This window comes from Eubacterium sp. AF16-48 (assembly GCF_003479405.1).
In the GTDB taxonomy this organism is placed as follows: Bacteria; Bacillota; Clostridia; order Lachnospirales; family Lachnospiraceae; genus Eubacterium_G; species Eubacterium_G segne.
Map to the genome: position 1 here is coordinate 45,177 of NZ_QUHB01000001.1, position 21,217 is coordinate 66,393.

Annotated in this window: 28 protein-coding genes; 25 read left to right on the forward strand and 3 right to left on the reverse strand. The window is 34.2% G+C overall.

Features of this window, described 5'->3' with window-relative positions; genetic code table 11:
- Positions 1-12: 12 nt before the first annotated feature.
- From alr to DWW68_RS00200, 4 genes are all read left to right on the forward strand, one after another.
- On the forward strand, positions 13-1,197 hold the full coding sequence (gene alr / locus DWW68_RS00185) for an alanine racemase (RefSeq protein ID WP_021953267.1): 1,185 nt from the start codon (positions 13-15) through the stop codon (positions 1,195-1,197).
- Positions 1,198-1,294: 97 nt separating this feature from the next.
- Positions 1,295-1,642, forward strand: coding sequence for a type II toxin-antitoxin system PemK/MazF family toxin (locus tag DWW68_RS00190; RefSeq protein ID WP_118588458.1), 348 nt, complete (start codon positions 1,295-1,297; stop codon positions 1,640-1,642).
- Positions 1,643-1,752: 110 nt separating this feature from the next.
- Positions 1,753-2,481: a YebC/PmpR family DNA-binding transcriptional regulator gene (locus DWW68_RS00195; RefSeq protein ID WP_021953265.1), complete on the forward strand. Its 729-nt coding sequence runs from the start codon at positions 1,753-1,755 to the stop codon at positions 2,479-2,481.
- A 17-nt stretch (positions 2,482-2,498) separates the two neighbouring features.
- Entirely contained in the window at positions 2,499-3,236 is a 738-nt protein-coding gene (locus DWW68_RS00200) for an HAD-IA family hydrolase (RefSeq protein ID WP_118588459.1), read from the forward strand.
- Positions 3,237-3,295: 59 nt separating this feature from the next.
- On the opposite strand, the gene DWW68_RS00205 is transcribed toward DWW68_RS00200, so the two are convergent.
- A complete protein-coding gene (locus tag DWW68_RS00205) occupies positions 3,296-3,886 on the reverse strand; it encodes a hypothetical protein (protein WP_118588460.1) in 591 nt (196 codons plus the stop codon).
- Positions 3,887-4,066: 180 nt separating this feature from the next.
- On the opposite strand from DWW68_RS00205, the gene DWW68_RS00210 reads away from it, so the two are divergent.
- The 8 genes from DWW68_RS00210 (at position 4,067) to DWW68_RS00245 (ending at position 10,485) form a co-directional block, all read left to right on the forward strand.
- Positions 4,067-4,870 (forward strand): transporter substrate-binding domain-containing protein, encoded by an 804-nt coding sequence (locus DWW68_RS00210; protein ID WP_118588461.1) that lies wholly within the window; start codon positions 4,067-4,069, stop codon positions 4,868-4,870.
- 89 nt (positions 4,871-4,959) lie between these two features.
- Complete coding sequence (locus DWW68_RS00215; RefSeq protein WP_021953261.1) at positions 4,960-5,613, forward strand: amino acid ABC transporter permease; 654 nt, start codon at positions 4,960-4,962, stop codon at positions 5,611-5,613.
- A 14-nt stretch (positions 5,614-5,627) separates the two neighbouring features.
- Positions 5,628-6,413 carry an amino acid ABC transporter ATP-binding protein gene (locus DWW68_RS00220; RefSeq protein WP_021953260.1) on the forward strand — a complete coding sequence of 262 codons (786 nt, stop codon included), beginning with the start codon at positions 5,628-5,630 and terminating at the stop codon, positions 6,411-6,413.
- Positions 6,414-6,424: 11 nt separating this feature from the next.
- Entirely contained in the window at positions 6,425-6,904 is a 480-nt protein-coding gene (rlmH, locus tag DWW68_RS00225) for a 23S rRNA (pseudouridine(1915)-N(3))-methyltransferase RlmH (protein WP_021953259.1), read from the forward strand.
- Between the two features lie 130 nt (positions 6,905-7,034).
- A complete protein-coding gene (locus DWW68_RS00230; protein WP_118588462.1) occupies positions 7,035-8,012 on the forward strand; it encodes a WYL domain-containing protein in 978 nt (325 codons plus the stop codon).
- Between the two features lie 121 nt (positions 8,013-8,133).
- Positions 8,134-8,919, forward strand: coding sequence for a transporter substrate-binding domain-containing protein (locus DWW68_RS00235; protein ID WP_021953257.1), 786 nt, complete (start codon positions 8,134-8,136; stop codon positions 8,917-8,919).
- Between the two features lie 56 nt (positions 8,920-8,975).
- Entirely contained in the window at positions 8,976-9,746 is a 771-nt protein-coding gene (locus DWW68_RS00240; RefSeq protein ID WP_243052967.1) for an amino acid ABC transporter permease, read from the forward strand.
- A gap of 10 nt (positions 9,747-9,756) precedes the next feature.
- A complete protein-coding gene (locus tag DWW68_RS00245) occupies positions 9,757-10,485 on the forward strand; it encodes an amino acid ABC transporter ATP-binding protein (RefSeq protein ID WP_147587343.1) in 729 nt (242 codons plus the stop codon).
- Between the two features lie 63 nt (positions 10,486-10,548).
- Here the strand turns inward: DWW68_RS00245 and DWW68_RS00250 are convergent, their stop codons facing one another.
- Entirely contained in the window at positions 10,549-11,871 is a 1,323-nt protein-coding gene (locus tag DWW68_RS00250) for a polysaccharide deacetylase family protein (protein ID WP_118588463.1), read from the reverse strand.
- A 111-nt stretch (positions 11,872-11,982) separates the two neighbouring features.
- Between DWW68_RS00250 and DWW68_RS00255 the strand changes: the two genes are divergently transcribed.
- Genes DWW68_RS00255 through DWW68_RS00290 form a run of 8 tightly spaced genes read left to right on the forward strand, consistent with a single transcriptional unit; the run spans position 11,983 to position 16,600 of the window.
- Positions 11,983-12,828, forward strand: coding sequence for an ATPase, T2SS/T4P/T4SS family (locus DWW68_RS00255; protein ID WP_243052969.1), 846 nt, complete (start codon positions 11,983-11,985; stop codon positions 12,826-12,828).
- Positions 12,819-13,331, forward strand: coding sequence for a stage III sporulation protein AB (locus tag DWW68_RS00260; protein WP_118588465.1), 513 nt, complete (start codon positions 12,819-12,821; stop codon positions 13,329-13,331). Before DWW68_RS00255 ends, DWW68_RS00260 begins: the two co-directional genes overlap by 10 nt.
- A gap of 21 nt (positions 13,332-13,352) precedes the next feature.
- Entirely contained in the window at positions 13,353-13,547 is a 195-nt protein-coding gene (gene spoIIIAC / locus DWW68_RS00265) for a stage III sporulation protein AC (protein ID WP_021953251.1), read from the forward strand.
- An 11-nt stretch (positions 13,548-13,558) separates the two neighbouring features.
- Positions 13,559-13,939, forward strand: a complete 381-nt coding sequence (locus tag DWW68_RS00270; RefSeq protein WP_118588466.1) for a stage III sporulation AC/AD family protein — start codon at positions 13,559-13,561, stop codon at positions 13,937-13,939.
- Between the two features lie 18 nt (positions 13,940-13,957).
- The gene (locus DWW68_RS00275; RefSeq protein ID WP_158576768.1) at positions 13,958-15,097 is read left to right on the forward strand and encodes a stage III sporulation protein AE; all 1,140 of its coding nucleotides are present in this window, start codon (positions 13,958-13,960) and stop codon (positions 15,095-15,097) included.
- A gap of 1 nt (position 15,098) precedes the next feature.
- Complete coding sequence (locus tag DWW68_RS00280) at positions 15,099-15,422, forward strand: stage III sporulation protein AF (RefSeq protein ID WP_118588468.1); 324 nt, start codon at positions 15,099-15,101, stop codon at positions 15,420-15,422.
- A complete protein-coding gene (locus DWW68_RS00285; RefSeq protein ID WP_147365726.1) occupies positions 15,388-15,939 on the forward strand; it encodes a hypothetical protein in 552 nt (183 codons plus the stop codon). The genes DWW68_RS00280 and DWW68_RS00285 overlap by 35 nt, the downstream gene beginning before the upstream one ends.
- 16 nt (positions 15,940-15,955) lie before the next feature.
- Entirely contained in the window at positions 15,956-16,600 is a 645-nt protein-coding gene (locus DWW68_RS00290) for a SpoIIIAH-like family protein (RefSeq protein ID WP_021953246.1), read from the forward strand.
- Between the two features lie 43 nt (positions 16,601-16,643).
- Here DWW68_RS00290 and DWW68_RS00295 read toward each other — a convergent pair whose 3' ends face one another.
- Positions 16,644-17,015, reverse strand: coding sequence for a metal-dependent transcriptional regulator (locus tag DWW68_RS00295; RefSeq protein WP_118588470.1), 372 nt, complete (start codon positions 17,013-17,015; stop codon positions 16,644-16,646).
- A gap of 229 nt (positions 17,016-17,244) precedes the next feature.
- Between DWW68_RS00295 and DWW68_RS00300 the strand changes: the two genes are divergently transcribed.
- The 5 genes from DWW68_RS00300 (at position 17,245) to DWW68_RS00320 (ending at position 21,215) form a co-directional block, all read left to right on the forward strand.
- Positions 17,245-17,457, forward strand: a complete 213-nt coding sequence (locus tag DWW68_RS00300; RefSeq protein WP_021953244.1) for a FeoA family protein — start codon at positions 17,245-17,247, stop codon at positions 17,455-17,457.
- Between the two features lie 22 nt (positions 17,458-17,479).
- Positions 17,480-17,701, forward strand: a complete 222-nt coding sequence (locus tag DWW68_RS00305) for a ferrous iron transport protein A (RefSeq protein WP_021953243.1) — start codon at positions 17,480-17,482, stop codon at positions 17,699-17,701.
- 87 nt (positions 17,702-17,788) lie between these two features.
- On the forward strand, positions 17,789-20,170 hold the full coding sequence (locus DWW68_RS00310) for a ferrous iron transporter B (RefSeq protein WP_118588471.1): 2,382 nt from the start codon (positions 17,789-17,791) through the stop codon (positions 20,168-20,170).
- 104 nt (positions 20,171-20,274) lie between these two features.
- Complete coding sequence (locus DWW68_RS00315; RefSeq protein ID WP_021953241.1) at positions 20,275-20,421, forward strand: FeoB-associated Cys-rich membrane protein; 147 nt, start codon at positions 20,275-20,277, stop codon at positions 20,419-20,421.
- Positions 20,422-20,516: 95 nt separating this feature from the next.
- Positions 20,517-21,215 carry an ABC transporter ATP-binding protein gene (locus DWW68_RS00320; protein WP_118588472.1) on the forward strand — a complete coding sequence of 233 codons (699 nt, stop codon included), beginning with the start codon at positions 20,517-20,519 and terminating at the stop codon, positions 21,213-21,215.
- Positions 21,216-21,217 lie beyond the last annotated feature (2 nt).

Genomic DNA, 21,217 nt, shown 5'->3' on the forward strand with positions numbered 1-21,217 from the left:
GGAAGTGAAATTATGGAAATTGACAAGTATTTTAGAGGTTATGCAACAGTTGACTTAGATATGATTCATAAAAATGTAGAGATTATGAAGGAAAGATTAAATGAAAATACAGGAATAGTTGCAGTAATAAAAACAGATGGTTACGGACATGGGGCAGTACCTATTGCTAAGGATTTAGATGATATATGTTACGGATATGCCGTAGCTACGGCTTACGAGGGCCATAACCTTAGAAGACATGGCATAGATAAGCCAATTTTTATACTGGGATATACTCAGGAATGTACTTACGATATGGTGATAGAAGAAGATATGTTACCTCCCGTGTTTACATTGGATATGGCAAAGGTTATGTCACAACATGCAGTTAATCTTAACAAAGTATTAAAGATAAATATTGCTGTAGATACAGGTATGAGCAGAATAGGATACATACCGTCTAATGAAGCTGCAGAGGAAATTGTGGAAATCAGTAAGCTGCCAAATATAAAAATTGAGTCAATATTTACCCATTTTGCCAAGGCGGATTATAAAGACAAATCCTTTGCAGATAAGCAGTTTGAAGAATTTTTAAACTTTGTTAATCTGGTGGAAGAAAAAGGGGTTAAAATTCCTATACATCAGTGTGCCAATAGTGCGGCAATGATGGAAATGAAAAAAACATCCCTTAGTCTGTCAAGAGCCGGAATTTCAATGTATGGCTTGTATCCATCAGATGAAATGGATAAGGACAATATGAAATTATATCCTGCCATGGCAATTTACAGCCACGTTGTTTACGTTAAAAATATCGAAAAAGGACGGGGAATAAGCTACGGTCAGACCTATATTGCAAAGGATGACATGAAAATAGCTACTATTCCTTTAGGATACGGAGACGGATATCCACGTAATTTAAGCAATAAAGGCTATGTTCTTATTAATGGAAAACGCGCTAATATTGTAGGGCGCGTGTGCATGGATCAGTTTATGGTAGACGTTACGGGAATGGACGTAAAAGTAGGAGATTTGGTTACATTAGCAGGAACTGATGGAAGCGAGGAAATCAAAATAGACGATTTAGCGGAGCTTGCAGGAACTTTTAATTATGAATTTGTATGTGATTTAGGTAAAAGGGTTCCAAGGGTGTATTTAAAAAACGGTAAGGTAATTGGCACGAAAGACTACTTCACAGATGATTATGAAATAGATTTGTAGGGCCGGGGGTTAAATTTAAAATAATCTTTTGAATACACATTCCAAAATGTGGAATACTATAACTAGTAAGACATTAGATGATTTGGAGTGTGAAAAAATGGTAATAAGAAGAGGGGATATTTTCTATGCCGACCTAAGACCGGTAATCGGGTCGGAACAGGGAGGAGTCAGACCTGTTTTAATAATTCAAAATGACACCGGAAACAGGCATAGTCCCACGGTGATTGTGGCAGCCATAACTTCCCGTATGACGAAGGCAAAACTGCCTACCCATGTAAAAATAAATAAAGAAAACTGTGACATTGTAAAGGATTCGGTTATACTTCTTGAACAATTAAGAACTATTGATAAGAAAAGGTTAAAGGATAAGGTGTGCCATCTGGACAATGAAATATTAAAAACAGTGGATTCCGCTTTGCTAATTAGTTTAGAGCTTGATACATAAACAAAAGCGGCATAGGGAAAGTTGACTATTAATTTAGAAAATGTTAAAATTTCTATTGAATTATGCGAATAGATTAAAATAAATAAAAAATTACGGAAGAGAGGGTAATTATGTCAGGACATTCAAAATTTGCCAATATTAAGCATAAAAAAGAAAAAAATGATGCTGCAAAGGGCAAGATGTTTACAATTATAGGAAAGGAAATTGCGGTAGCCGTAAAAGAAGGTGGAGCAGATCCTAATAATAATAGCAAGTTAAGAGATGTTATAGCAAAGGCAAAGGCCAACAACATGCCTAATGATACCATTGAAAGAGGTATTAAGAAGGCTGCCGGTAATGCAGCTGCAATTAACTACGAAACAGTGAGATACGAGGGATATGGACCAAATGGTATTGCCATTATTGTCGATGCTCTTACAGACAACAGAAACAGAACAGCTGCAAACGTAAGAAACTGCTTTACAAAGGGTGGCGGAAATGTTGGAGCACAGGGCTGTGTATCATATATGTTTGATGAAAAAGGTCAGATTATAATTGATAAGGAAGAATGCGACATGGATCCAGATGAACTTATGATGATATCAGTTGATGCAGGAGCAGAAGATTTTGCAGACGAAGAGGATAGCTATGAAATCATTACTTCACCTGAGGAATTTAGCAATGTAAGAGAAGCATTGGAAAAAGAAGGAATTAAAATGGCAGAGGCAGAAGTAACAATGATTCCGCAGAATTATGTAGAATTATCAGATGAAGACGCCATTAAGAAGATGAATATTATTATTGACAGACTTGATGAAGATGAAGATGTTCAGCAGGTTTATCATAACTGGGACGAATAATTTTAATAGGATAAGGGATGAATACAGTACTTTTTGATTTAGACGGAACATTGCTTCCAATGGATATGAAGGAATTTACAGATACATATATTTTGCTGTTAAAGAATAGACTTGAAACAGCAGGCTATGATGCTAAAAAGATTATTGCGGCATTATGGGTGGGTGAGAAGGCCGTGGTACAAAATGACGGTCTTATTACTAATGAGGAATGTTTCTGGAAAGCATTTGAAAACTTTATGACAGATGGTAATGGAAAAATGGAGTCTAAAGTTAAAAGAAAACTGGAGAAGGAAATTATTAAGTTCTATAAGGATGATTTCGCTGTGGCAAGATATGTTACTCACCCTATAGATACAGTGGCAGAGTGTATAGACATACTAAAGGAAAAAGGATATCAGCTGGTAGTGGCAACAAATCCTGTTTTTCCGGAAATTGCCGTATATGAAAGATTAGGCTGGGCAGGTCTTAATCCGGAGGATTTTTCTTACATAACTACATATGAAAATTCATGTTTTGCAAAGCCTAATATTGAGTATTATAAGTTTCTGTTAAAAATGTTAGACAAGGATTCAGAGGACTGCTTAATGGTTGGCAATGATGTACATGAAGACATGGTTGCAAGAAATATTGGAATAGATGTGTTTCTAATTGAAGGATATGTGGAAAATCAGTTTAATGAAGATACATTTGATATTAAAAAAGGAAATTGGAATTTATTTAAAGAATATATTTCCAATCTTCCAAATCTTAATTAAAGAGATAACCAAAAGAAAAGGAGTTACATCGTAACTCCTTTTTCTTTGCAAATATTTAATTAATCTTCATTATTTTCATAAAGCTTCTGATATATCTGCTCCGTATATTCATATATAAGGGCTTCGTCGGCGTTTTCAAATTGGTACATTAATAAATCCCTGATTTTATCTGCACGGTTAAAATAAAGTAATTCCATAGGCTGGGTAGTATCAAGATCTTCATCAATATCCTCAGCATGAATATTTTCATCTGCCCATGAAAGAAGCTCTTCAATAAGCTTATCTTCAGCATCAGCTTCTATTCTGACCTGCTTTGCATGCATAAATGAAACAATCCCTGCAATTATAAAAATAATGAAAACCCCACCCATAACTGAATTAAACAGCCATGATGTTTCTGAACTGATAGGAAGGGGAATAATCTTCATCCAAACTAAAATCATAAAAATAATTCCCACAATACCTACTAAAATCAAAGTATATGAAGATGACATAATATCATCATATTTGTCAGATAAGCGAACAAAGGAATGAACCTTATTTTCTGAAAAATCTGATAATTCTTCGTTGAAGTCAGTGGAAGCTTCAGGAATATCATCCACAGGCTGATTATCAACAGAAATTTTATCTTCAATGTTGCTTTTTTCCATAATCAATATCTCTCCTTGTAAAATAATTAGTTTAATTATATAACAAGTAAGATATTATAACAAGTAAATGAATTACAAAAATAAAAATATAAAATTGACTTTAATATTTTATTATGATATAGTTCTCTTGTTTAATTAATTAAAGTGTTAATGAATTATAACATTAAAAAGGAGAATACAATGAAAAAAAGAATTGCTTTATTACTTTCAGTTGCAATGTGTGCAACATTATGTTTATCAGGTTGCGGAAGCAGCGAAAAGAAAACAGGTGACAAGAAGGATGCTTCAAGTATGGTATATGCAGTAGAACAGGGCTCAGCCGGTGAAGAAGCTGCTAAGTCAAAGGGATGGAGCACAAACCCTGTACAGTCACAGGCAAAGGCTTTAATGGAAGTAAATTCAGGAACATCTGATGCTGCCATTATTGATTTACTTATGGCAGGTGCTATGATTGGTGAAGGAACAAGTTATCCTGACCTTAAATACACAGATAAGCTTACTACAGAAGAATATGGTGTAGGATGCAGAAAGGGTTCAGATCTTGCAGCATACATTAATAATTTCTTCAGTGAAATATATGCTTCAGGAGAAATGAAGACCATAGCTGATACATATAAGGTAAGTGATACCTTAGTAGAGCAGGCTAAAGCAGGTGAATATGTTGAAGGCGATGATGTTAAGTACATTAAAGATAAAGGAACATTAGTTGTTGGTATTACAGAATTTGAACCAATGGATTACAAAGATGAAGACGGAAACTGGATTGGCTTTGATGCAGATTTAGCAAAGAAACTTGCTGAAAAGTTGGGTGTTAAGATTAAATTTGTAGTAATTAACTGGGATACAAAAACAATGGAACTTGATTCAAAGAAAATTGACGTTGTTTGGAATGGTATGACATTGACAAATGAAGTTAAAAATTCTATGGAATGTACAAATGCTTACTGCAATAATGCACAGGTAGTTGTAGTTTCATCAAAATAAAGGTATAATAAAATTTAGAAAAATTATTTTAAGGCAGAGGGTTGTTTGCTCTCTGCCTTAAAACGGTAAAAGGATTAAGGAGAAACTTTATGTTTTTAAGCGTTACGGAAGAGTTACTTAGCGGACTTGGAATATCAGTAGAAATATTTATATTAACGTTAATATTTTCATTGCCACTGGGACTTATTATTGCCTTTGGCTCAATGAGCAGATTTAAACCTTTAAAATATCTTGTTGACGTGTTTGTATGGATTATCCGTGGAACCCCTCTTATGCTTCAGATTATTATAATATTCTATGGCCCGGGATTAATAGGATATTATGTGTGGACAGGGGATTCATGGAGCAGGGTTATTGCAACAGTAGTTGCCTTTACCATTAATTACGCCTGCTATTTTTCAGTTATATTCAGAGGTGGTATAGAAGGCGTTCCCGCAGGACAAAGGGAGGCAGGACAGGTTCTAGGAATGACTAAATTCCAAATATTCTTTAAAATCACATTACTTCAGATGATTAAGAGAATAGTGCCACCAATGTCAAATGAAATAATTACATTGGTTAAGGATACATCTTTAGCAAGAATTATATCTGTACAGGAATTAACGGTAATGGGGGAAAACTTTATGAAATCAGAGGGTATTATATGGCCACTGTTCTACACAGGGGTATTTTATCTGATATTCGTAGGTATTCTTACCATTTTGTTTAATTACATAGAAAAGAAATTAGATTATTTTAAATAAGGAGGTGTATTGAAATGGCAATGTTAGAAGTTAAAAATATAGAGAAACATTTCGGTAGCACCGATGTTTTAAAAAATATAAGTTTTGATTTAGAGGAAGGACAGACTTTGGCAATTATAGGTTCTTCAGGCTCAGGTAAGACAACTCTTTTAAGATGTCTTAATTTTCTTGAAATACCAAACGGTGGGACCATTGCAGTAAATGATGAAATTTTGTTTGATGCAAGTCAGATAAAAAGCAAAAAAGATAAGGATTTAAGAGACAAAAGACTTCATTTTGGAATGGTATTTCAGTCTTTTAATCTTTTTCCACAGTATACAGCATTGGAAAATGTTACATTAGCAGAAAAAATGCTGGCAAAGGATTTGCCTGACTTTAAGCAGAATAAAAAAGAAATTTATAACAAAATAGAAGAACATGGAAAAGAATTGTTGGCAAGAATGGGATTAGCAGACAGGGTTAATCATTATCCACACCAGCTTTCGGGAGGACAGCAACAGCGTGTAGCCATTGCCAGGGCTTTGGCACTTAAACCGGATATTCTTTGTTTTGACGAGCCTACATCGGCACTTGATCCTGAACTTACGGGAGAAGTGCTTAAGGTTATAAAATCCCTGGCTGAAGAGAAGACAACAATGGTTATTGTTACCCATGAAATGGCTTTTGCCAGAGATGTGGCAGATACTGTTATATTTATGGACGGTGGAGTGATTGTGGAGCAGGGTGATGCAAAGCAGGTAATTGAAAATCCACAGGAAGAGAGAACAAGACAGTTCTTATCAAGATTTAGTCAAAACTAGCAGGAGTTTATATGAAAATAATAATATTAACTGTTGGTAAAATTAAGGAAAAATTTTATACAGAGGCAGTGAATGAATATTTAAAGCGGCTTTCCAGATACTGCAAGGCAGAGGTGGTACAGGTGGCGGATGAAAAAACAGTGGAAAACTGTTCAGAAACAGAAGCTGATATGGTAAAAGAAAAAGAAGGAAACCGGATATTAGCTAAAATACCTGATGACGCCTATGTTATAACCTTGGAAATTAATGGAAAGCAGTTAGATTCTCTTGAACTGGCAGACAAAATTAACAGGTTAGGAATTAATGGGAAAAGTCATATAGTATTTGTTATTGGTGGGTCTTTGGGATTACACAAAAAAGTTTCAGACAGGTCTGATTACAAACTTAGTTTTTCTAAAATGACATTTCCTCATCAGCTTATGAGGGTTATTTTACTGGAACAGATATATAGAAGTTACAGAATAATAAATAATCAGCCATATCATAAATAAAAAAAGCACGAAAGTGCTTTTTTTATTGCAGTAATGTTTCAAAAAACTAAAATAAAAGACTTAACAGGACACACATATGTCTTAATGATGTGCTATAATCTAAGATAATATAGCATAAAGGAGTGTTAAAATGTCAAATTCGATTCATAAGAAATACAGAGTTTTGGATATATTTATGAGATTAGTTTGTGGTGAATACGTTTCCGTAAAGAAATTATCCATGGAGTATCAGGTATCAACTAAAAGTATAACAAGGGATATTAATGAACTAAAGAATTTTTTATGCGACAATGAAGGAAAGTCTTTTGGGTGTGAAATAATGTATTCATATCAGGAAAGAGCGTATTATTTAGAAATGGATAACTTTCTTTTAAGCAAAGAATTGTTAGCCGTAATAAAGGTACTTATTGCCAGCCGTTGTTTTAATGAAAATCAAATGAAGCTTATTATAAATAAAATGGAAACATTTATGTCGGCTAAAGATAAGAAAATGACCAATGAGCTTACGTCTAAAGAGTTATATCATTACATACCGGTACAATCAGACTGTGATAATGTGTTAGATAATGTATGGGGAATTTCAAACTGTATAAGGGAACAGAAGGAGATTACCATTGAATACTATAAAATGGATAGAAGTAAAATAACAAGAAAGGTAAAACCGTTGGCTATTGTATTTAGCGAGTATTATTTTTATCTTATTGCTGCACACGGTGCAAATGGCTTAGAAGTTAACAGATTTTACAGAATGGACAGAATAGTCAGTTACATAAAGCACCGAACAGGTTTTCATATTGAATATAATGAAAGATTTGATGAAGGGGAGCTTAAAAACAAGATTCAATATATGTGGCCGGGACAGGGAATAAAGAGGTACGTTAAATTTGAATTTACCGGGCCATCAGTTCAGGCAGTATTAGATAAAATACCTGAATCTGAAATTGTAAAATGTGAAAATGGAAAATATACAATAAGTGCGAATGTTTATGGAGACGGAATAAAGATGTTTCTTCTTAGTCAGGGGGCATGGGTTAAAGTGCTAGAGCCGGAGGCATTTGTACAGGAAATGAAAGCAGAAATTACCGCAATGGGTAACAATTATGATTAATATTCTTCAATATTTACTAAATTTAATTTTTTTAATTGAAATAATGACTATTATCAGATATAATTGTAAAGGCAAAATTTTATGCATTAGATAAAATATATTTAATAAGGAGAACAAAAAAATGAAAAAGATTATTTCATTAGTAATGGTACTTGTTATGGCAACTGCTGTTTTCAGCGCATGTGGAAGCAAGTCATCAGATTCAAAAAGTGGCGGGGACGGAAAGCAGGTTCTTTCAATGGCAACTAACGCAGAGTTTCCACCATATGAGTATGTTGAAGGTGAAGATGTAGTTGGTATCGATGTTGATATTGCTCAGGCAATTGCAGATAAGTTAGGCATGGAATTAAAGGTTGATAATATGAACTTTGATTCAATTATTCCGGCTATTACATCAGGAAAAGATGCTATAGGTGCTGCCGGAATGACAGTAACAGATGAAAGAAAGAAAAATGTAGATTTTACAGATTCATATGCTACAGGTGTTCAGGTTGTTATTGTAAGAGAAGATTCAAAAATTACAGATGTTAAGGACTTAACAACTAAGGGTGCTGATAACACAATCGGTGTTCAGCTTGGTACAACAGGTGATATTTACTGTACATCAGATATTCAGGACAAGGGATTTGGTAAGGTTCAGCAGTTTAACAAAGGTGCTGATGCAGTTCAGGCTTTAGTTAGTGGAAAGATTGATTGTGTAGTAATTGATAATCAGCCTGCAAAGGAATTTGTAAAGGCTAATAAGGGTCTTAAGATTCTTGATACAGAATATGTAACAGAAGATTACGCAATTGCTGTTGCAAAAGATAATACAGAATTAAAAGATAAAATAAATGGCGCACTTAATGAATTAAAGGCTGAAGGTACTATCCAGAAGATTCTTGATAAGTATATCAAAGCAAAATAATTATAAAAAATTCGGCTGCCTGTAGCAGGGCAGCCTTTTTAAGATAAGAGGTTACAATGCAGATATTATTTAATGGTATGTGGAATATTAAATGGTTAAGTTCACTTAGTATAGCAGATATAAAGGAACAGTTTGATACCTGCTTTTTTTCAAAAAATTATTGGAAGTTATATTTAACCGGATTAGAAAACACACTTATAATTACTTTTTTCGCATTACTGTTAGGTGTGGCAATAGGAGCGTTAATTGCCATAGTAAGGACAACTTATACCAGACAGTATGACGAAATGAGGATGGGATTTGGAAAGATTATTTTAGCAATACTTAATTTTATATGTAAAGTTTATCTTACAGTTATAAGAGGAACGCCGGTTGTTGTTCAGATTCTTATAATTTACTTTATTGTATTCCAAAGCTCCAATGCTCAGATTCCAATTGCTGCTTTGGCATTTGGTATTAACTCAGGTGCCTATGTGGCAGAAATTTTCAGAAGTGGAATTATGTCTATTGATATTGGACAAAACGAAGCAGGACGAAGCCTTGGTTTCAATTATGCCCAGACAATGATTTATATTATTGTTCCACAGGCATTTAAGAATGTTATTCCAACTCTTGGAAATGAGTTTATTGTATTATTAAAGGAAACTGCTGTGTGTGGTTATATAGGTCTTATGGATCTTACAAGAGCAGGTGACTCGGTAAGAGCGGCTACTTATAATCCGTATTTCCCACTTATTTTCATTGCCGTTATTTATCTGGTTATGGTAATGTTCTTTACATGGCTTTTAGGAAAGCTGGAAAGGAGGCTGAGAAATGCAGAACGATAGTTTTAAGCCTCTGATTAAGGCAGAAAACATAAAGAAATATTATAAAAATGGTGAAATCAAGGCTTTAGATGACGTAAGTCTTGAAATAAAAAAAGGAGAAGTGGTAGTTATAATAGGACCGTCAGGTTCAGGAAAATCTACTATGCTTCGTACTTTAAATTTACTTGAAATACCAACTGAAGGAAAAATTACATACGATGGTGAGGATATTACAGATAGCAAAACTAATATTAACAATTATCGTATGAAAGTAGGAATGGTATTCCAGCATTTTAATTTATTCCCTCATATGAGTGTTTTAAAGAATATGACTATTGCACCTACTAAGCTTCTTAAAAAGGACAAAGAGGAAGCAAAAAATACTGCAATGGAGCTTTTGAAAAGAGTTAATCTTGAAAACAGAGCTGAAGCTTATCCTTCGCAGTTATCAGGTGGTCAGAAGCAGCGTGTGGCTATAGCCAGAGCGTTGTGTATGGAGCCTGAGGTTATGTTGTTTGATGAACCTACATCAGCCCTTGACCCTGAAATGGTAGGAGAAGTTCTTAATGTTATGAAGGATTTGGCAAGACAGGGAATGACAATGGTGGTTGTTACTCACGAAATGGGTTTTGCCAGAGAAGTTGCATCAAGAGTGATTTTTATGGATGAAGGCAAAATCATTGAGGAGGGAACTCCGGAAATGGTATTTGAACATCCAAGAAGTGAAAGAACACAATCTTTCCTGTCAAAGGTAATATAAAACCCAATAAAAAATAGAGCATCAATTTTGGAATGCTCTATTTTTTATTGCCTAAACTATAATTTAATTATTGTCTCTATATGGACCATAATACATTACACCTTTTTTAAGGGTCTTGCCTTTAATGGCATATAACTCACTTACAGTTACTAATTCATAGCCCTGTTTTCTAAGAGATGGTAAGGCTTTAATAAATCCCTGAACAGTTGTCTGATGAATGTCGTGTAACAATACTATCTGTCCGTCTGATGCAAAATTGAGTACGGTTCTCTTAACATATGAGGCATTTTTGTATTTCCAGTCTTCAGTATCCACAGACCAGTAAATCATTGGAACACCTGCATGTTTGCTTACTGTAGCATTATAGTTTCCATATGGCGGACGAAGTAAACTAGGTTCAACACCAATAACATCTTTTACGGCTTTTTTAGTGTTATTAATTTCGCTAATAACTTCTTTTTTAGGAATAGCTTTTAAATTCTTATGACTGTATGTGTGACTTCCAATTTCCATTCCCAAGTTGTTTTCCCGTTTTAACTGACTGCTATATGCTGCGGCACGGTTTCCAAGAACAAAGAATGTGGCTTTGCTATGATACTTTTCTAAGGCATCAAGAAGAGTGTTGGTATATTCTCCCGGACCATCGTCAAAGGTAATGGCAATATATTTGGTATTTTGAACAAATACTTTGCATTTAACACTCTTGTTAGTGTATTTAGAAGTAGCTTTTATATATGCTGTACCATTAGACTTTCCTGTTACCTTACCATTTTTGTTTACAGTGGCAACCTTATTATTTGAACTTCTCCAGATAAGTTCCTCGTGAGCATACTTTTTCTTCTTTTTGTCACCGTATGTAATAATTGGTTTGAGTACACGCTTATCCTTTTTGTTAAGACGCATCTGGTCTTTGTCAAGCTTAATGGTCTTTACAGGATTATATGGATTCCTTACTGTGATTTTACAGCGAACCTTAACATTTCCGCTTTGACTACTGCATATTATATATGTTTTGCCTGCTTTAACAGCTACCACTTTGCCGTTTTTGGAAATAGTGGCAACAGACTTATTTTTGCTGCTCCAGACGTAATCCTCGTTAGTATCAAAAGAATCCCCATCATATGTTACCTTGGCTTTTAATACACTTTTCTTTCCTTTAGTAAGAGTTAAAGAAGAGTGATTAAGAGTGATTTTTTTAATAAGATTAATTTCCGGTGTAGTAGAAGTTTCTACAACATCAGAAGCAGTAGTTTCTATAGTGGAGGAAGACTCCACGGCATGAGACGGCTTGGAATTGGCAAAGGCAATGCTAAATCCCAAGGCAGTAACCAAAACAACTGCTAATGCAGAAATTACTATCTTACGTGAATTTGATTTTTTCTTCATAAGTATTCCCTCTTTCTTTTGTTTTGTTAATTTAATTCTACAGTACAAAAATTTAAAAGTAAATAGAATAATAAATTTAATTAATCATATATTTTCATGAGGAGAATAAAAATGAGAGAGCTATATGAGTATTTTAATTTAAAAATTAAGGAAAAAGTGAAGAGGTGCCCGGAATATAACAAAATAACGGAGATTAGAATGAGAGTAAACAGCCCTTTGATTATAAATAAGGTAAATTCAGAGAAAGTTTTTAGAGATGTAATAATATCAGAGGATGATATTTCAGATACATTTAACATAGCCACGGATTATTCAGCATATGCTTTTGAAGACAATATAAAAGAGGGATTTTTGTCTGTGCCGGGAGGTCATCGTATTGGATTTGGCGGTGTAATAGTGAAGGAAAATAACCGGATAAAGGCAATAAAAAATATAAAATTTTTAAATATTCGTGTATGCAGACAAATTGAAAATTACGGAGAAATGTTATATGAAAAAACAAAAAGCAATGAAAAAATTGAGAACATCCTTATAATCTCTCCACCGGGATTGGGGAAAACAACATTACTAAGGGATTATATTAAAAAAATCAGTAATGAAACACCGGGGACAAGCATATGTGTTATTGATGAGAGAAATGAAATATCAGGAATGTACATGGGAGTGCCTACCATAGATTTAGGTATTCGTACAGATATATTAAGTAACTGCACCAAAAAGGATGGGATATTAATGGCAATCCGTTCAATGGCACCTAAAATAATTGCCTTAGATGAAATAGGAAAAAAAGAGGATATAGAAGCCATAGAATCAGCCGGTGTAAGCGGAGTAAAGGTTATAGCTACAGCTCACGGCAGGGATGTGGAAGATGTTACAAAAAAGTTTGGACAAGATATGGTAAATATGTTTGAAAGAAAAGTAATTATAAAAAGAATAGGAGAGTACATATGTTGTTGAAAATATTTGGATGTTTATTAATATTTTCAGGTTGCGGTGGAATAGGATTTGGTATGGGAAGGGATTATAACGCCCGTATCAGTCAGTTAGAGCAGATTAAGAAAATGCTGTTTTTACTGGAAGGGGAAATTAAGTATAACAATGGAGGAATATATGAATCCATGAAAAAATTAACAGGGATTTCAGATAATATAATGACGGGATTTTTTGAAGGTGTGATAAAAGATAATGTAGGCACATTGAAAGAGGCATGGCAGTTTAATATAGAAAAAAGTTTTGTAGCAGACAGTAAACTGTCAAAAGAGGATATAGCAATTATTGAAGATTTGGGAAATACAATAGGTATGACAGACAAAGAAACACAAATAAAAAATATTGATCATGCCATGGAATGTATTGATGACAATATAGGGGAATTAAAAAAAGGTAAAACAGAGAAATGCCGGTTATACAGAACTACCGGAATAGCTGCAGGGGCATTTCTTGCCATTTTATTTTTATAACAAATGAAAGGTGAAGAAAGTATGGAAATAGGATTGATTTTTAAAATTGCTGCTGTGGGGATAATCGTGTCGGTTATAGGGCAGATATTAAAACACAGTGGCAGGGAGGAACAGGCATTTCTTACAAGTTTGGCGGGATTAATATTAGTTCTTATGTGGATTGTACCTTATATATATGATTTGTTTAAAACAATACAGAAATTATTTGAGTTATAAGAAGGAAAAAGATGCTTACAATAGGTGTGATAGGAATTGTCGGGGTAATTCTGGCGGTGTGGTTTAAAACAATTAAGCCTGAATATGGAATTATGATTTCAGTGGTGGTGTGCATATTTATTTTTGGATATTCCCTGCTGCGAATTTCCGATATTATTGAAATAGTGGACAGGCTTTCAGGAATGACTTCAATAAGTAAAGATTACATTAAAATTTTACTAAAAATAACCGGTATCACCTTTGTATCGGAAATATCCTCTGATATTGCCAAGGATTGCGGTTATTTAGCAGTGGCAAATCAGGTACAGATATTTGGAAAACTTACGGTTTTAGTAGTAAGTCTGCCGGTGTTTACGGAACTGATATATGCAGTTACATCCCTTTTAACATAAAGTATGGGAGAATTAAGTATGAGAAAATATGTTTACATGGCTATTGTGCTGGCAATATGTATTTGGGGAATAAATACCGTTACAATAAAGGCATCTGATTTAAACAAAAATGAAGAGTACATGTCAATTGACGATTTTGAAATAAATGACAGTATAAAAACTTTGGAGAAAAACGGGTATCGGGATTTAAATTTCAGGCATATTTTAGATGAGATTATGAGTGGAAATGTTTTAGATGTAATAAAGGAATGCTCTAATGTGGTATATCAGAAAACAGTTGGGGATTTTACAATGGTTGAAAAAGCCCTTGGAAATTTGCTTTTAATTGTAATTTTATCTGCTTTTTTTACTAATTTTGCCAATGTGTTTTCAAATGACGGAATATCTTCCACAGGATTTTACATATGCTATTTAATTGTTACTACAATGCTTATGACTTTATTTGAAAATTTTTGCCTGATTGCCACTGATTTTGTAAGGCTTCTGCTGGAGTTTTTGTGTGGCATTGTACCGGCGTATTTCCTGTCTGTGGCAATAACAGGTCAGGTGGCTGCGGCAGGATTTTATCAGCTTACATTAGTTATTATAAGTGTGGCACAATTTATATTTTTAAGGGTTCTTGTTCCAATGATAAAGGTTTATGTAACAATTAATCTTATAAATAATATATCAAAAGAGGATTTTTTATCCAAAACTTCGGATTTGCTGAAAAACGCCATAGCTTTTATTAATAAAACCGTCGTAGGTATAGTTGTTGGTCTTAATATTATTCAGGCACTGATACTTCCGGCAGTAGACGGAGTGAAAAACAATGCCATTAGAAAGGTAGTAGGAGCACTGCCGGTGGTAGGAGATGGCTCAGATGCAGTATGCGGTATATTGTTAGGCTCTGTTAATTTAATAAAAAATACCATAGGAGGTTTTGCCATAATTGTGATTATTATGCTTTGCGGAGTGCCTTTTATTAAAATTCAGTTATATTCCATATCAATGCAGATAGCCCAGGCAGTTGTACAGCCTGTAGCAGATAAAAGAATGATTAATAGTATAAGTTGTGTAGTTATGGGAATAAAGATGCTTGCCAAAGTGATTATCGGGGCTTCAATGTTGTTTATTATAAGCATTGCCATAATATGCATAGTGACGGGAAAGGAGTAGTATGGAATTTGTTTATGGATATATAAGAAATATTAGTATTTTTATGATTGTTACAACACTTATATTAAATATATTTCCGGAAAAAAGCAGTAAGAAATATATAAAACTTTTTGCAGGATTTTTGCTTCTAATGCTTATATTTAATCCTATTGTAAAATACAAAAAAAACAACATTAATGTAGATAAAATCATAAGTGAATATAGCCATGTAAAAATAGATAAAAACAGTAATTTAGAAAACAGTGTGAACAAATTCAGGGAGGATTTATTTGAAAGGATAAGTGAAAAGTATGAAGATGAATCTGAAAAAAATAATGGAAATTAAAAAAATAGGTAAAGAAAAACTGATACTTTTAGTGCTGGCAGGAATAATGCTTATAGGAGCATCATATTTTGAAAATGGAAGGAGTGAAGGACAGACTAAAATAAGGGAGACGGAATATATTGGTGCAAGCCCTGAAGATGACTATGGAAAAATAATGGAAGAAAAAATCTCTAATATGATTGAAGGCATAAAGGGAGTTTCAAAGGTTTCCGTTATGGTTACTTTAAAGTCCGGAAATGAAAAGGTGGTAAAGGAAGACAGTGAGGATGAAGCATCTCAATCTAAAAAAGGGAGTGATGAGGAAAAAAGCAACAGTCAAAAGAAAAAGACGGTTATTTTGGAAAATGATAATGGAGAAAGTCCTTATGTGATAAAGGAAATGTATCCGGAAGTGGAAGGAATAGCCATTATGGCATCAGGTATAGGGGATTCTTCAAAAAAGGAGGAGATAATAAAGATGTTGTCTGCATTGTTTGATGTTCCCCTGCATAAAATATCTGTAGTAGAAATTGATTAAATATTAAGGGGGTAACATGAAAAAGATTTTTAAGAAAAATCAGTTTATCGTAACATTTCTTGCAGTATTAATTGCAGTTGCCGGATACTTGAATTATGCGGATAATGCAGATAAGAAAAAAGAGGCTGCAAAGGTAAATGGAACTACATATGAATCTGTTTATGACGGTGACAATCTTTTAACGGGAGATAATGATATTGAAAGCTTAGATGGGGAAGACGCTAATAATAAGGAAACAAAAGAAAGTGCAGGGGAAGAAACAACTAAAGAACCGGGGGCAGCAGTACTTACTAATGGCACTAATTTGGCTTCATACATGGCACAGGCAAGATTAAACAGAGAGCAGATAAGATCCAAAAATAAAGAAACATTGTTAGAAGTGATTAATAATAACGATATAAGTGAAGGTGAAAAAAAGAAAGCCGTAAAATCAATGGTGAAACTTACGGAATTAAATGAAAAGGAAAATACCATTGAGACATTACTTAAAGCAAAGGGATTTGATGATATTGTGGTAACAATTAGTGATAAACAGGCTGATGTAATAATAAGCGAAAAGGAAGTAGATGATGCAAAGAGAGCACAGATAGAGGATGTGATAAAAAGAAAAGCGGGAGTTAGTGTGGATAATATAACGATTACTCCTACAGGAACGAAATAAAAGCACAAAAATAAATAAGGTGCCGCTTATGGCAGCACCTTATTTATTTTGTGTTATTTTTTAAATGGTTCTTTATTGCTTCAAAACTTTCTTTGCTAATAACATGTTCAATACGACAGGCATCCTGTACGGCAATGCCTTCCGGAACTCCCAGCTTTACAAGACATGTTGATATAAGCTGATGGCGCTCGTAAATCATTTCCGCAATAGCCTTTCCTTCATCAGTTAAATAGATAAAACCTGAATCTGTTACAGTTATATGATTTTTTTCACGCAAATTCTTCATGGCAATACTGACACTTGATTTTTTAAATCCCAGTTCGTTGGCAATATCAACGGAACGAACAACCGGGAGCTTTTTACTCAAAACCAGTATTGTCTCTAAATAGTTTTCTGCAGATTCATTACTTTTCATATATGAAAAACTCCTTAAAACGAATATTTACTGTAATTATACCACGTTATATAAATAAATTCAATTTGGCTAAATTAACCAATTGGTATATTAAAAGAAACAAAAGATTGCTACACATAACAAAAATTAGAAAATACTAAAAAACATTATTGACATCTAATATCAGTTAGTTTATACTAATTAGCGAAACAAAGATGTACAATTGCGTTTTGAGTAAAGAGAGGGTGATATGATGCCTTTGACGATGGCTAAAGAGGGAGAAGTTAATATAGTAAAAAGAGTATCCGGAAAAGCTGAGACCAAAAAGTTCCTAGAAAGTTTGGGATTTGTAGTTGGCGGTGAAGTTACGGTTATATCACAAATCGGTGGAAATGTTATTGTCAATGTTAAAGATTCCAGAGTTGCCATAGGAAAAGATATGGCTAATAAAATAATGATCTAACTAAAAAGGAGAGAGGTGCTTTATGAAAACGCTGAGAGAAGTTGCCTGCGGGCAGACAGTCACGGTTAAGAAACTTACCGGCGACGGACCTGTAAAGAGAAGAATTATGGATATGGGAATCACGAAGGGTGTAGATATTTATGTAAGAAAAGTTGCACCGTTAGGTGACCCGGTAGAAGTTACTGTAAGAGGTTATGAGTTATCTCTTAGAAAGGCTGATGCCGAAATGATTGAGGTAGAGTAATTTTTTTTGCTCCATAGGTTAGCAAATGCTAACAAAAAGTAGAATCAACAAACAAAATAATTCTTGTTATTTAGAAAGGAAGTAAATATGTCAATTAAAGTTGCGTTAGCCGGAAACCCTAACAGCGGAAAAACAACATTATTTAACGCATTAACCGGTTCTAATCAGTTTGTTGGAAACTGGCCTGGCGTTACAGTAGAAAAGAAGGAAGGTAAGCTTAAAGGTCATAAAGATGTGGCTCTTATGGATTTACCTGGTATTTATTCATTGTCACCATACACTTTGGAAGAGGTTGTGGCAAGAAATTATCTTATTAATGAAAGACCTGATGCTATTATTAATATAGTTGATGGTACAAATATTGAAAGAAACTTATATTTGTCAACTCAGATTATGGAACTTGGTATTCCTGTAATTATGGCAGTTAATATGTTAGACGTTCTTGAAAAAAGAGGGGATAAAATACATATTAACAAGTTAAGCGAAAAGTTAGGCTGTGAAGTTGTTGAAATTTCAGCTCTTAAAGGAACAGGAATTAGGGATTTGGCAAATAAAGCCGTAAAACTTGCAGAAAGCAAAAAGAAGAATACAGTTGTTCATAAGTTTGCCAATGAAGTTGAAGAAGTTATTGATGAAACTAAGGGATTACTTTCAGCAGATATTCCGGAAGAACAGAAAAGATTCTTTGCAATTAAGCTTTTAGAGAGAGATGAAAAAATCAGGGAAATAATGAGGACTGTTCCGGATGTGTCAAAGCAGATTGATAAGTTAGAAAAAGCTTTTGACGATGATACAGAAAGTATTATTACAAACGAAAGATATGTTTATATTTCATCAATTATAAAAGATTGTGTAACAAAGGCAAAATCTGATAAACTTACAGCATCAGATAAGATTGATAGAATCGTAACAAACCGTATATTGGCATTACCGATTTTTGCCGTTGTTATGTGTATTGTTTATTACATATCAGTTACAACAGTTGGTACATGGGCTACAGACTGGACTAATGACGGTGTGTTCGGTGACGGATTCCATTTGTTTGGAATAGGAACTGCACAGTACGAGGAAGATTTGGATAAATGGGCAGATGAAAACGTGTTCTCTACAGAGCTTGAGCAGATTGCTGAAAAGGCTGTAAAAGAAAACGTTGCCGGTGCAGAAGAAGTAAAAGATGCTATTGCTGACAAGGACTTTGGTGCTTTCGAAGAAGCTTACGGTTCATATAATGACGCTTTTGATGAAAAAGGTCTTAACATGGACGAAGCTCTTGGAGATGCCATTGATGAAGAAGGAGAATTTACAGGCCCTGATACATCAGAATATGGAGTATGGGTTCCTGGTATTCCTGTATTAGTTGGCAATGGGTTAGAAGCTATTCACTGTAATGACTTCTTAACAGGACTTATTATTGATGGTATAATTGCCGGTGTAGGTGCAGTACTTGGATTCGTACCTCAGATGCTTGTACTTTTCATATTCCTTGCTTTCCTTGAAAGTTGTGGATATATGTCTAGAGTAGCATTTATCATGGATAGAATTTTCAGAAAGTTCGGATTATCAGGAAAAGCATTCATCCCTATCTTAATTGGTACAGGATGTGGTGTTCCGGGACTTATGGCTACACGTACAATTGAAAATGACAGAGATAGAAAAATGTCTCTTATGACAACAACATTTATACCTTGTGGAGCAAAGCTTCCGATTATAGCGTTAATTGCTGCAGCTTTATTTAACGGAGCATGGTGGGTTGCACCTAGTGCATACTTCCTTGGGATGTTTGCAATTATTACATCAGGTATTATCTTAAAGAAAACAAAACTTTTTGCCGGAGAACCTGCACCATTCGTTATGGAACTTCCTGCATACCACTGGCCGACAGTTGGTACTGTATTAAGAAGCATGTGGGAAAGAGGCTGGTCATTCATTAAGAAAGCAGGAACAATCATCCTTCTTTCATCTATCGTTGTATGGCTTGGCTCACACTTCGGAAATACAGGAAGTGGATTTGGATATAGTTCAGATATGGAACTTGCAGACAGCGTACTTGGTTCAATCGGTAACGTTGTAAAATGGATATTTGCACCATTAGGATTTAATGATGCAACAGCAACAGTTGCTACAATCATGGGACTTGTTGCAAAAGAAGAAGTTGTAGGTGTATTCGGAGTATTAGACTTCGAGGGAATGTTACCTGTAGCAGGATACGCATTCTTAGCATTCAACCTTTTATGTGCACCATGTTTCGCAGCTATGGGTGCTATTAAGAGAGAAATGAATAACTCAAAATGGTTCTGGATTGCAATTGGATATATGACATGTTTCGCATATCTTACAGCTTTGGTTATTTACCAGATTGGTGGACTTATTGTAGGAGAAACAGGATTTGGAATATTTACAATTATTGCTATCTTAGTAGTAATCGGATTTTTATATCTGTTATTCAGACCTTCAAAGGAAAACAACTAATAAAAATTGAAATAAATTAAGTAAGCTATTTTGATTATGCTGACCGGCAAAAATTAACTGGGCATTAGTTTTTGCCGGACTCCATTATTACAAAGGAGGATTTTATGAATGGAACGATAGGAACAGCTATTGTGTTACTTATACTTGCAGTTATAATATTTTTTGTTATAAGAAGCATGGTAAAGGATAAGAAAAACGGTAAATCTCTTCAGTGTGGTGGAGATTGTAAAAAGTGTAAGGGATGTCATTAAAGTGAAACTAAGATGACCTAAGAATCCTTCTGTAGAAGACCTTATGGGTCGTCTACAGAGGGATTTTTTGATTAAAAAAAGGATAAGGTAGGTATATGTTTTTAGAAATAAATGAATTAAAGAAAAGTTTTGGAAGTGGTGATTACAAAGTAGATGTTTTAAAAGGGATAAGCTTTGGAGTGGAAAAAGGTGAAATGTGCGTATTGCTGGGACCATCAGGCTCAGGAAAATCCACATTACTTAATATAATAGGCGGAATTGACAGTGCCGACAGTGGATATATAAGTATTAACGGTGAAAAAACAGCTGACATGAAAGAAAAGGAATTAACTTATTACAGAAGAAAACATTTAGGATATGTATTTCAGATGTACAATCTTATTCCTAACTTAAACGTTAAGGAAAATATAGAAGTAGGAGCTTATCTTAGCGATAATCCTTTAGAAATTGATGATTTGTTAAAAACTTTAGGACTTTATGAACACAGACATAAGCTTCCTAACCAGTTATCAGGAGGCCAGCAGCAAAGAACAGCAATAGGAAGGGCAATAGTAAAAAATCCGGACATTCTTCTTTGTGATGAACCTACAGGAGCGTTAGATTACAATACATCAAAAGAAATCCTTAAGTTAATTGAAAATGTAAATAAAAAATATGGGAATACCGTTATTATGGTTACCCACAATGATGCAATAAAGAACATGGCAGATAAGGTTATTAAATTAAAGGACGGAAAAATCAGAGACAGCTTTGAAAATAAAAATAAAGTATCAGCAAGTGATTTGGACTGGTAAGG

Bases quoted from the DNA above. Each gene is read 5' to 3' on its own strand.
- alr (WP_021953267.1), top strand. From the start codon at position 13: ATGGAAATTGACAAGTATTTTAGAGGTTATGCAACAGTTGACTTAGAT.
- DWW68_RS00190 (WP_118588458.1), top strand. From the start codon at position 1,295: ATGGTAATAAGAAGAGGGGATATTTTCTATGCCGACCTAAGACCGGTA.
- DWW68_RS00195 (WP_021953265.1), top strand. From the start codon at position 1,753: ATGTCAGGACATTCAAAATTTGCCAATATTAAGCATAAAAAAGAAAAA.
- DWW68_RS00200 (WP_118588459.1), top strand. From the start codon at position 2,499: ATGAATACAGTACTTTTTGATTTAGACGGAACATTGCTTCCAATGGAT.
- DWW68_RS00205 (WP_118588460.1), bottom strand. From the start codon at position 3,886: ATGGAAAAAAGCAACATTGAAGATAAAATTTCTGTTGATAATCAGCCT.
- DWW68_RS00210 (WP_118588461.1), top strand. From the start codon at position 4,067: ATGAAAAAAAGAATTGCTTTATTACTTTCAGTTGCAATGTGTGCAACA.
- DWW68_RS00215 (WP_021953261.1), top strand. From the start codon at position 4,960: ATGTTTTTAAGCGTTACGGAAGAGTTACTTAGCGGACTTGGAATATCA.
- DWW68_RS00220 (WP_021953260.1), top strand. From the start codon at position 5,628: ATGGCAATGTTAGAAGTTAAAAATATAGAGAAACATTTCGGTAGCACC.
- rlmH (WP_021953259.1), top strand. From the start codon at position 6,425: ATGAAAATAATAATATTAACTGTTGGTAAAATTAAGGAAAAATTTTAT.
- DWW68_RS00230 (WP_118588462.1), top strand. From the start codon at position 7,035: ATGTCAAATTCGATTCATAAGAAATACAGAGTTTTGGATATATTTATG.
- DWW68_RS00235 (WP_021953257.1), top strand. From the start codon at position 8,134: ATGAAAAAGATTATTTCATTAGTAATGGTACTTGTTATGGCAACTGCT.
- DWW68_RS00240 (WP_243052967.1), top strand. From the start codon at position 8,976: ATGCAGATATTATTTAATGGTATGTGGAATATTAAATGGTTAAGTTCA.
- DWW68_RS00250 (WP_118588463.1), bottom strand. From the start codon at position 11,871: ATGAAGAAAAAATCAAATTCACGTAAGATAGTAATTTCTGCATTAGCA.
- DWW68_RS00255 (WP_243052969.1), top strand. From the start codon at position 11,983: ATGAGAGAGCTATATGAGTATTTTAATTTAAAAATTAAGGAAAAAGTG.
- DWW68_RS00260 (WP_118588465.1), top strand. From the start codon at position 12,819: ATGTTGTTGAAAATATTTGGATGTTTATTAATATTTTCAGGTTGCGGT.
- spoIIIAC (WP_021953251.1), top strand. From the start codon at position 13,353: ATGGAAATAGGATTGATTTTTAAAATTGCTGCTGTGGGGATAATCGTG.
- DWW68_RS00270 (WP_118588466.1), top strand. From the start codon at position 13,559: ATGCTTACAATAGGTGTGATAGGAATTGTCGGGGTAATTCTGGCGGTG.
- DWW68_RS00275 (WP_158576768.1), top strand. From the start codon at position 13,958: ATGAGAAAATATGTTTACATGGCTATTGTGCTGGCAATATGTATTTGG.
- DWW68_RS00280 (WP_118588468.1), top strand. From the start codon at position 15,099: ATGGAATTTGTTTATGGATATATAAGAAATATTAGTATTTTTATGATT.
- DWW68_RS00285 (WP_147365726.1), top strand. From the start codon at position 15,388: ATGAAGATGAATCTGAAAAAAATAATGGAAATTAAAAAAATAGGTAAA.
- DWW68_RS00290 (WP_021953246.1), top strand. From the start codon at position 15,956: ATGAAAAAGATTTTTAAGAAAAATCAGTTTATCGTAACATTTCTTGCA.
- DWW68_RS00295 (WP_118588470.1), bottom strand. From the start codon at position 17,015: ATGAAAAGTAATGAATCTGCAGAAAACTATTTAGAGACAATACTGGTT.
- DWW68_RS00300 (WP_021953244.1), top strand. From the start codon at position 17,245: ATGATGCCTTTGACGATGGCTAAAGAGGGAGAAGTTAATATAGTAAAA.
- DWW68_RS00305 (WP_021953243.1), top strand. From the start codon at position 17,480: ATGAAAACGCTGAGAGAAGTTGCCTGCGGGCAGACAGTCACGGTTAAG.
- DWW68_RS00310 (WP_118588471.1), top strand. From the start codon at position 17,789: ATGTCAATTAAAGTTGCGTTAGCCGGAAACCCTAACAGCGGAAAAACA.
- DWW68_RS00315 (WP_021953241.1), top strand. From the start codon at position 20,275: ATGAATGGAACGATAGGAACAGCTATTGTGTTACTTATACTTGCAGTT.
- DWW68_RS00320 (WP_118588472.1), top strand. From the start codon at position 20,517: ATGTTTTTAGAAATAAATGAATTAAAGAAAAGTTTTGGAAGTGGTGAT.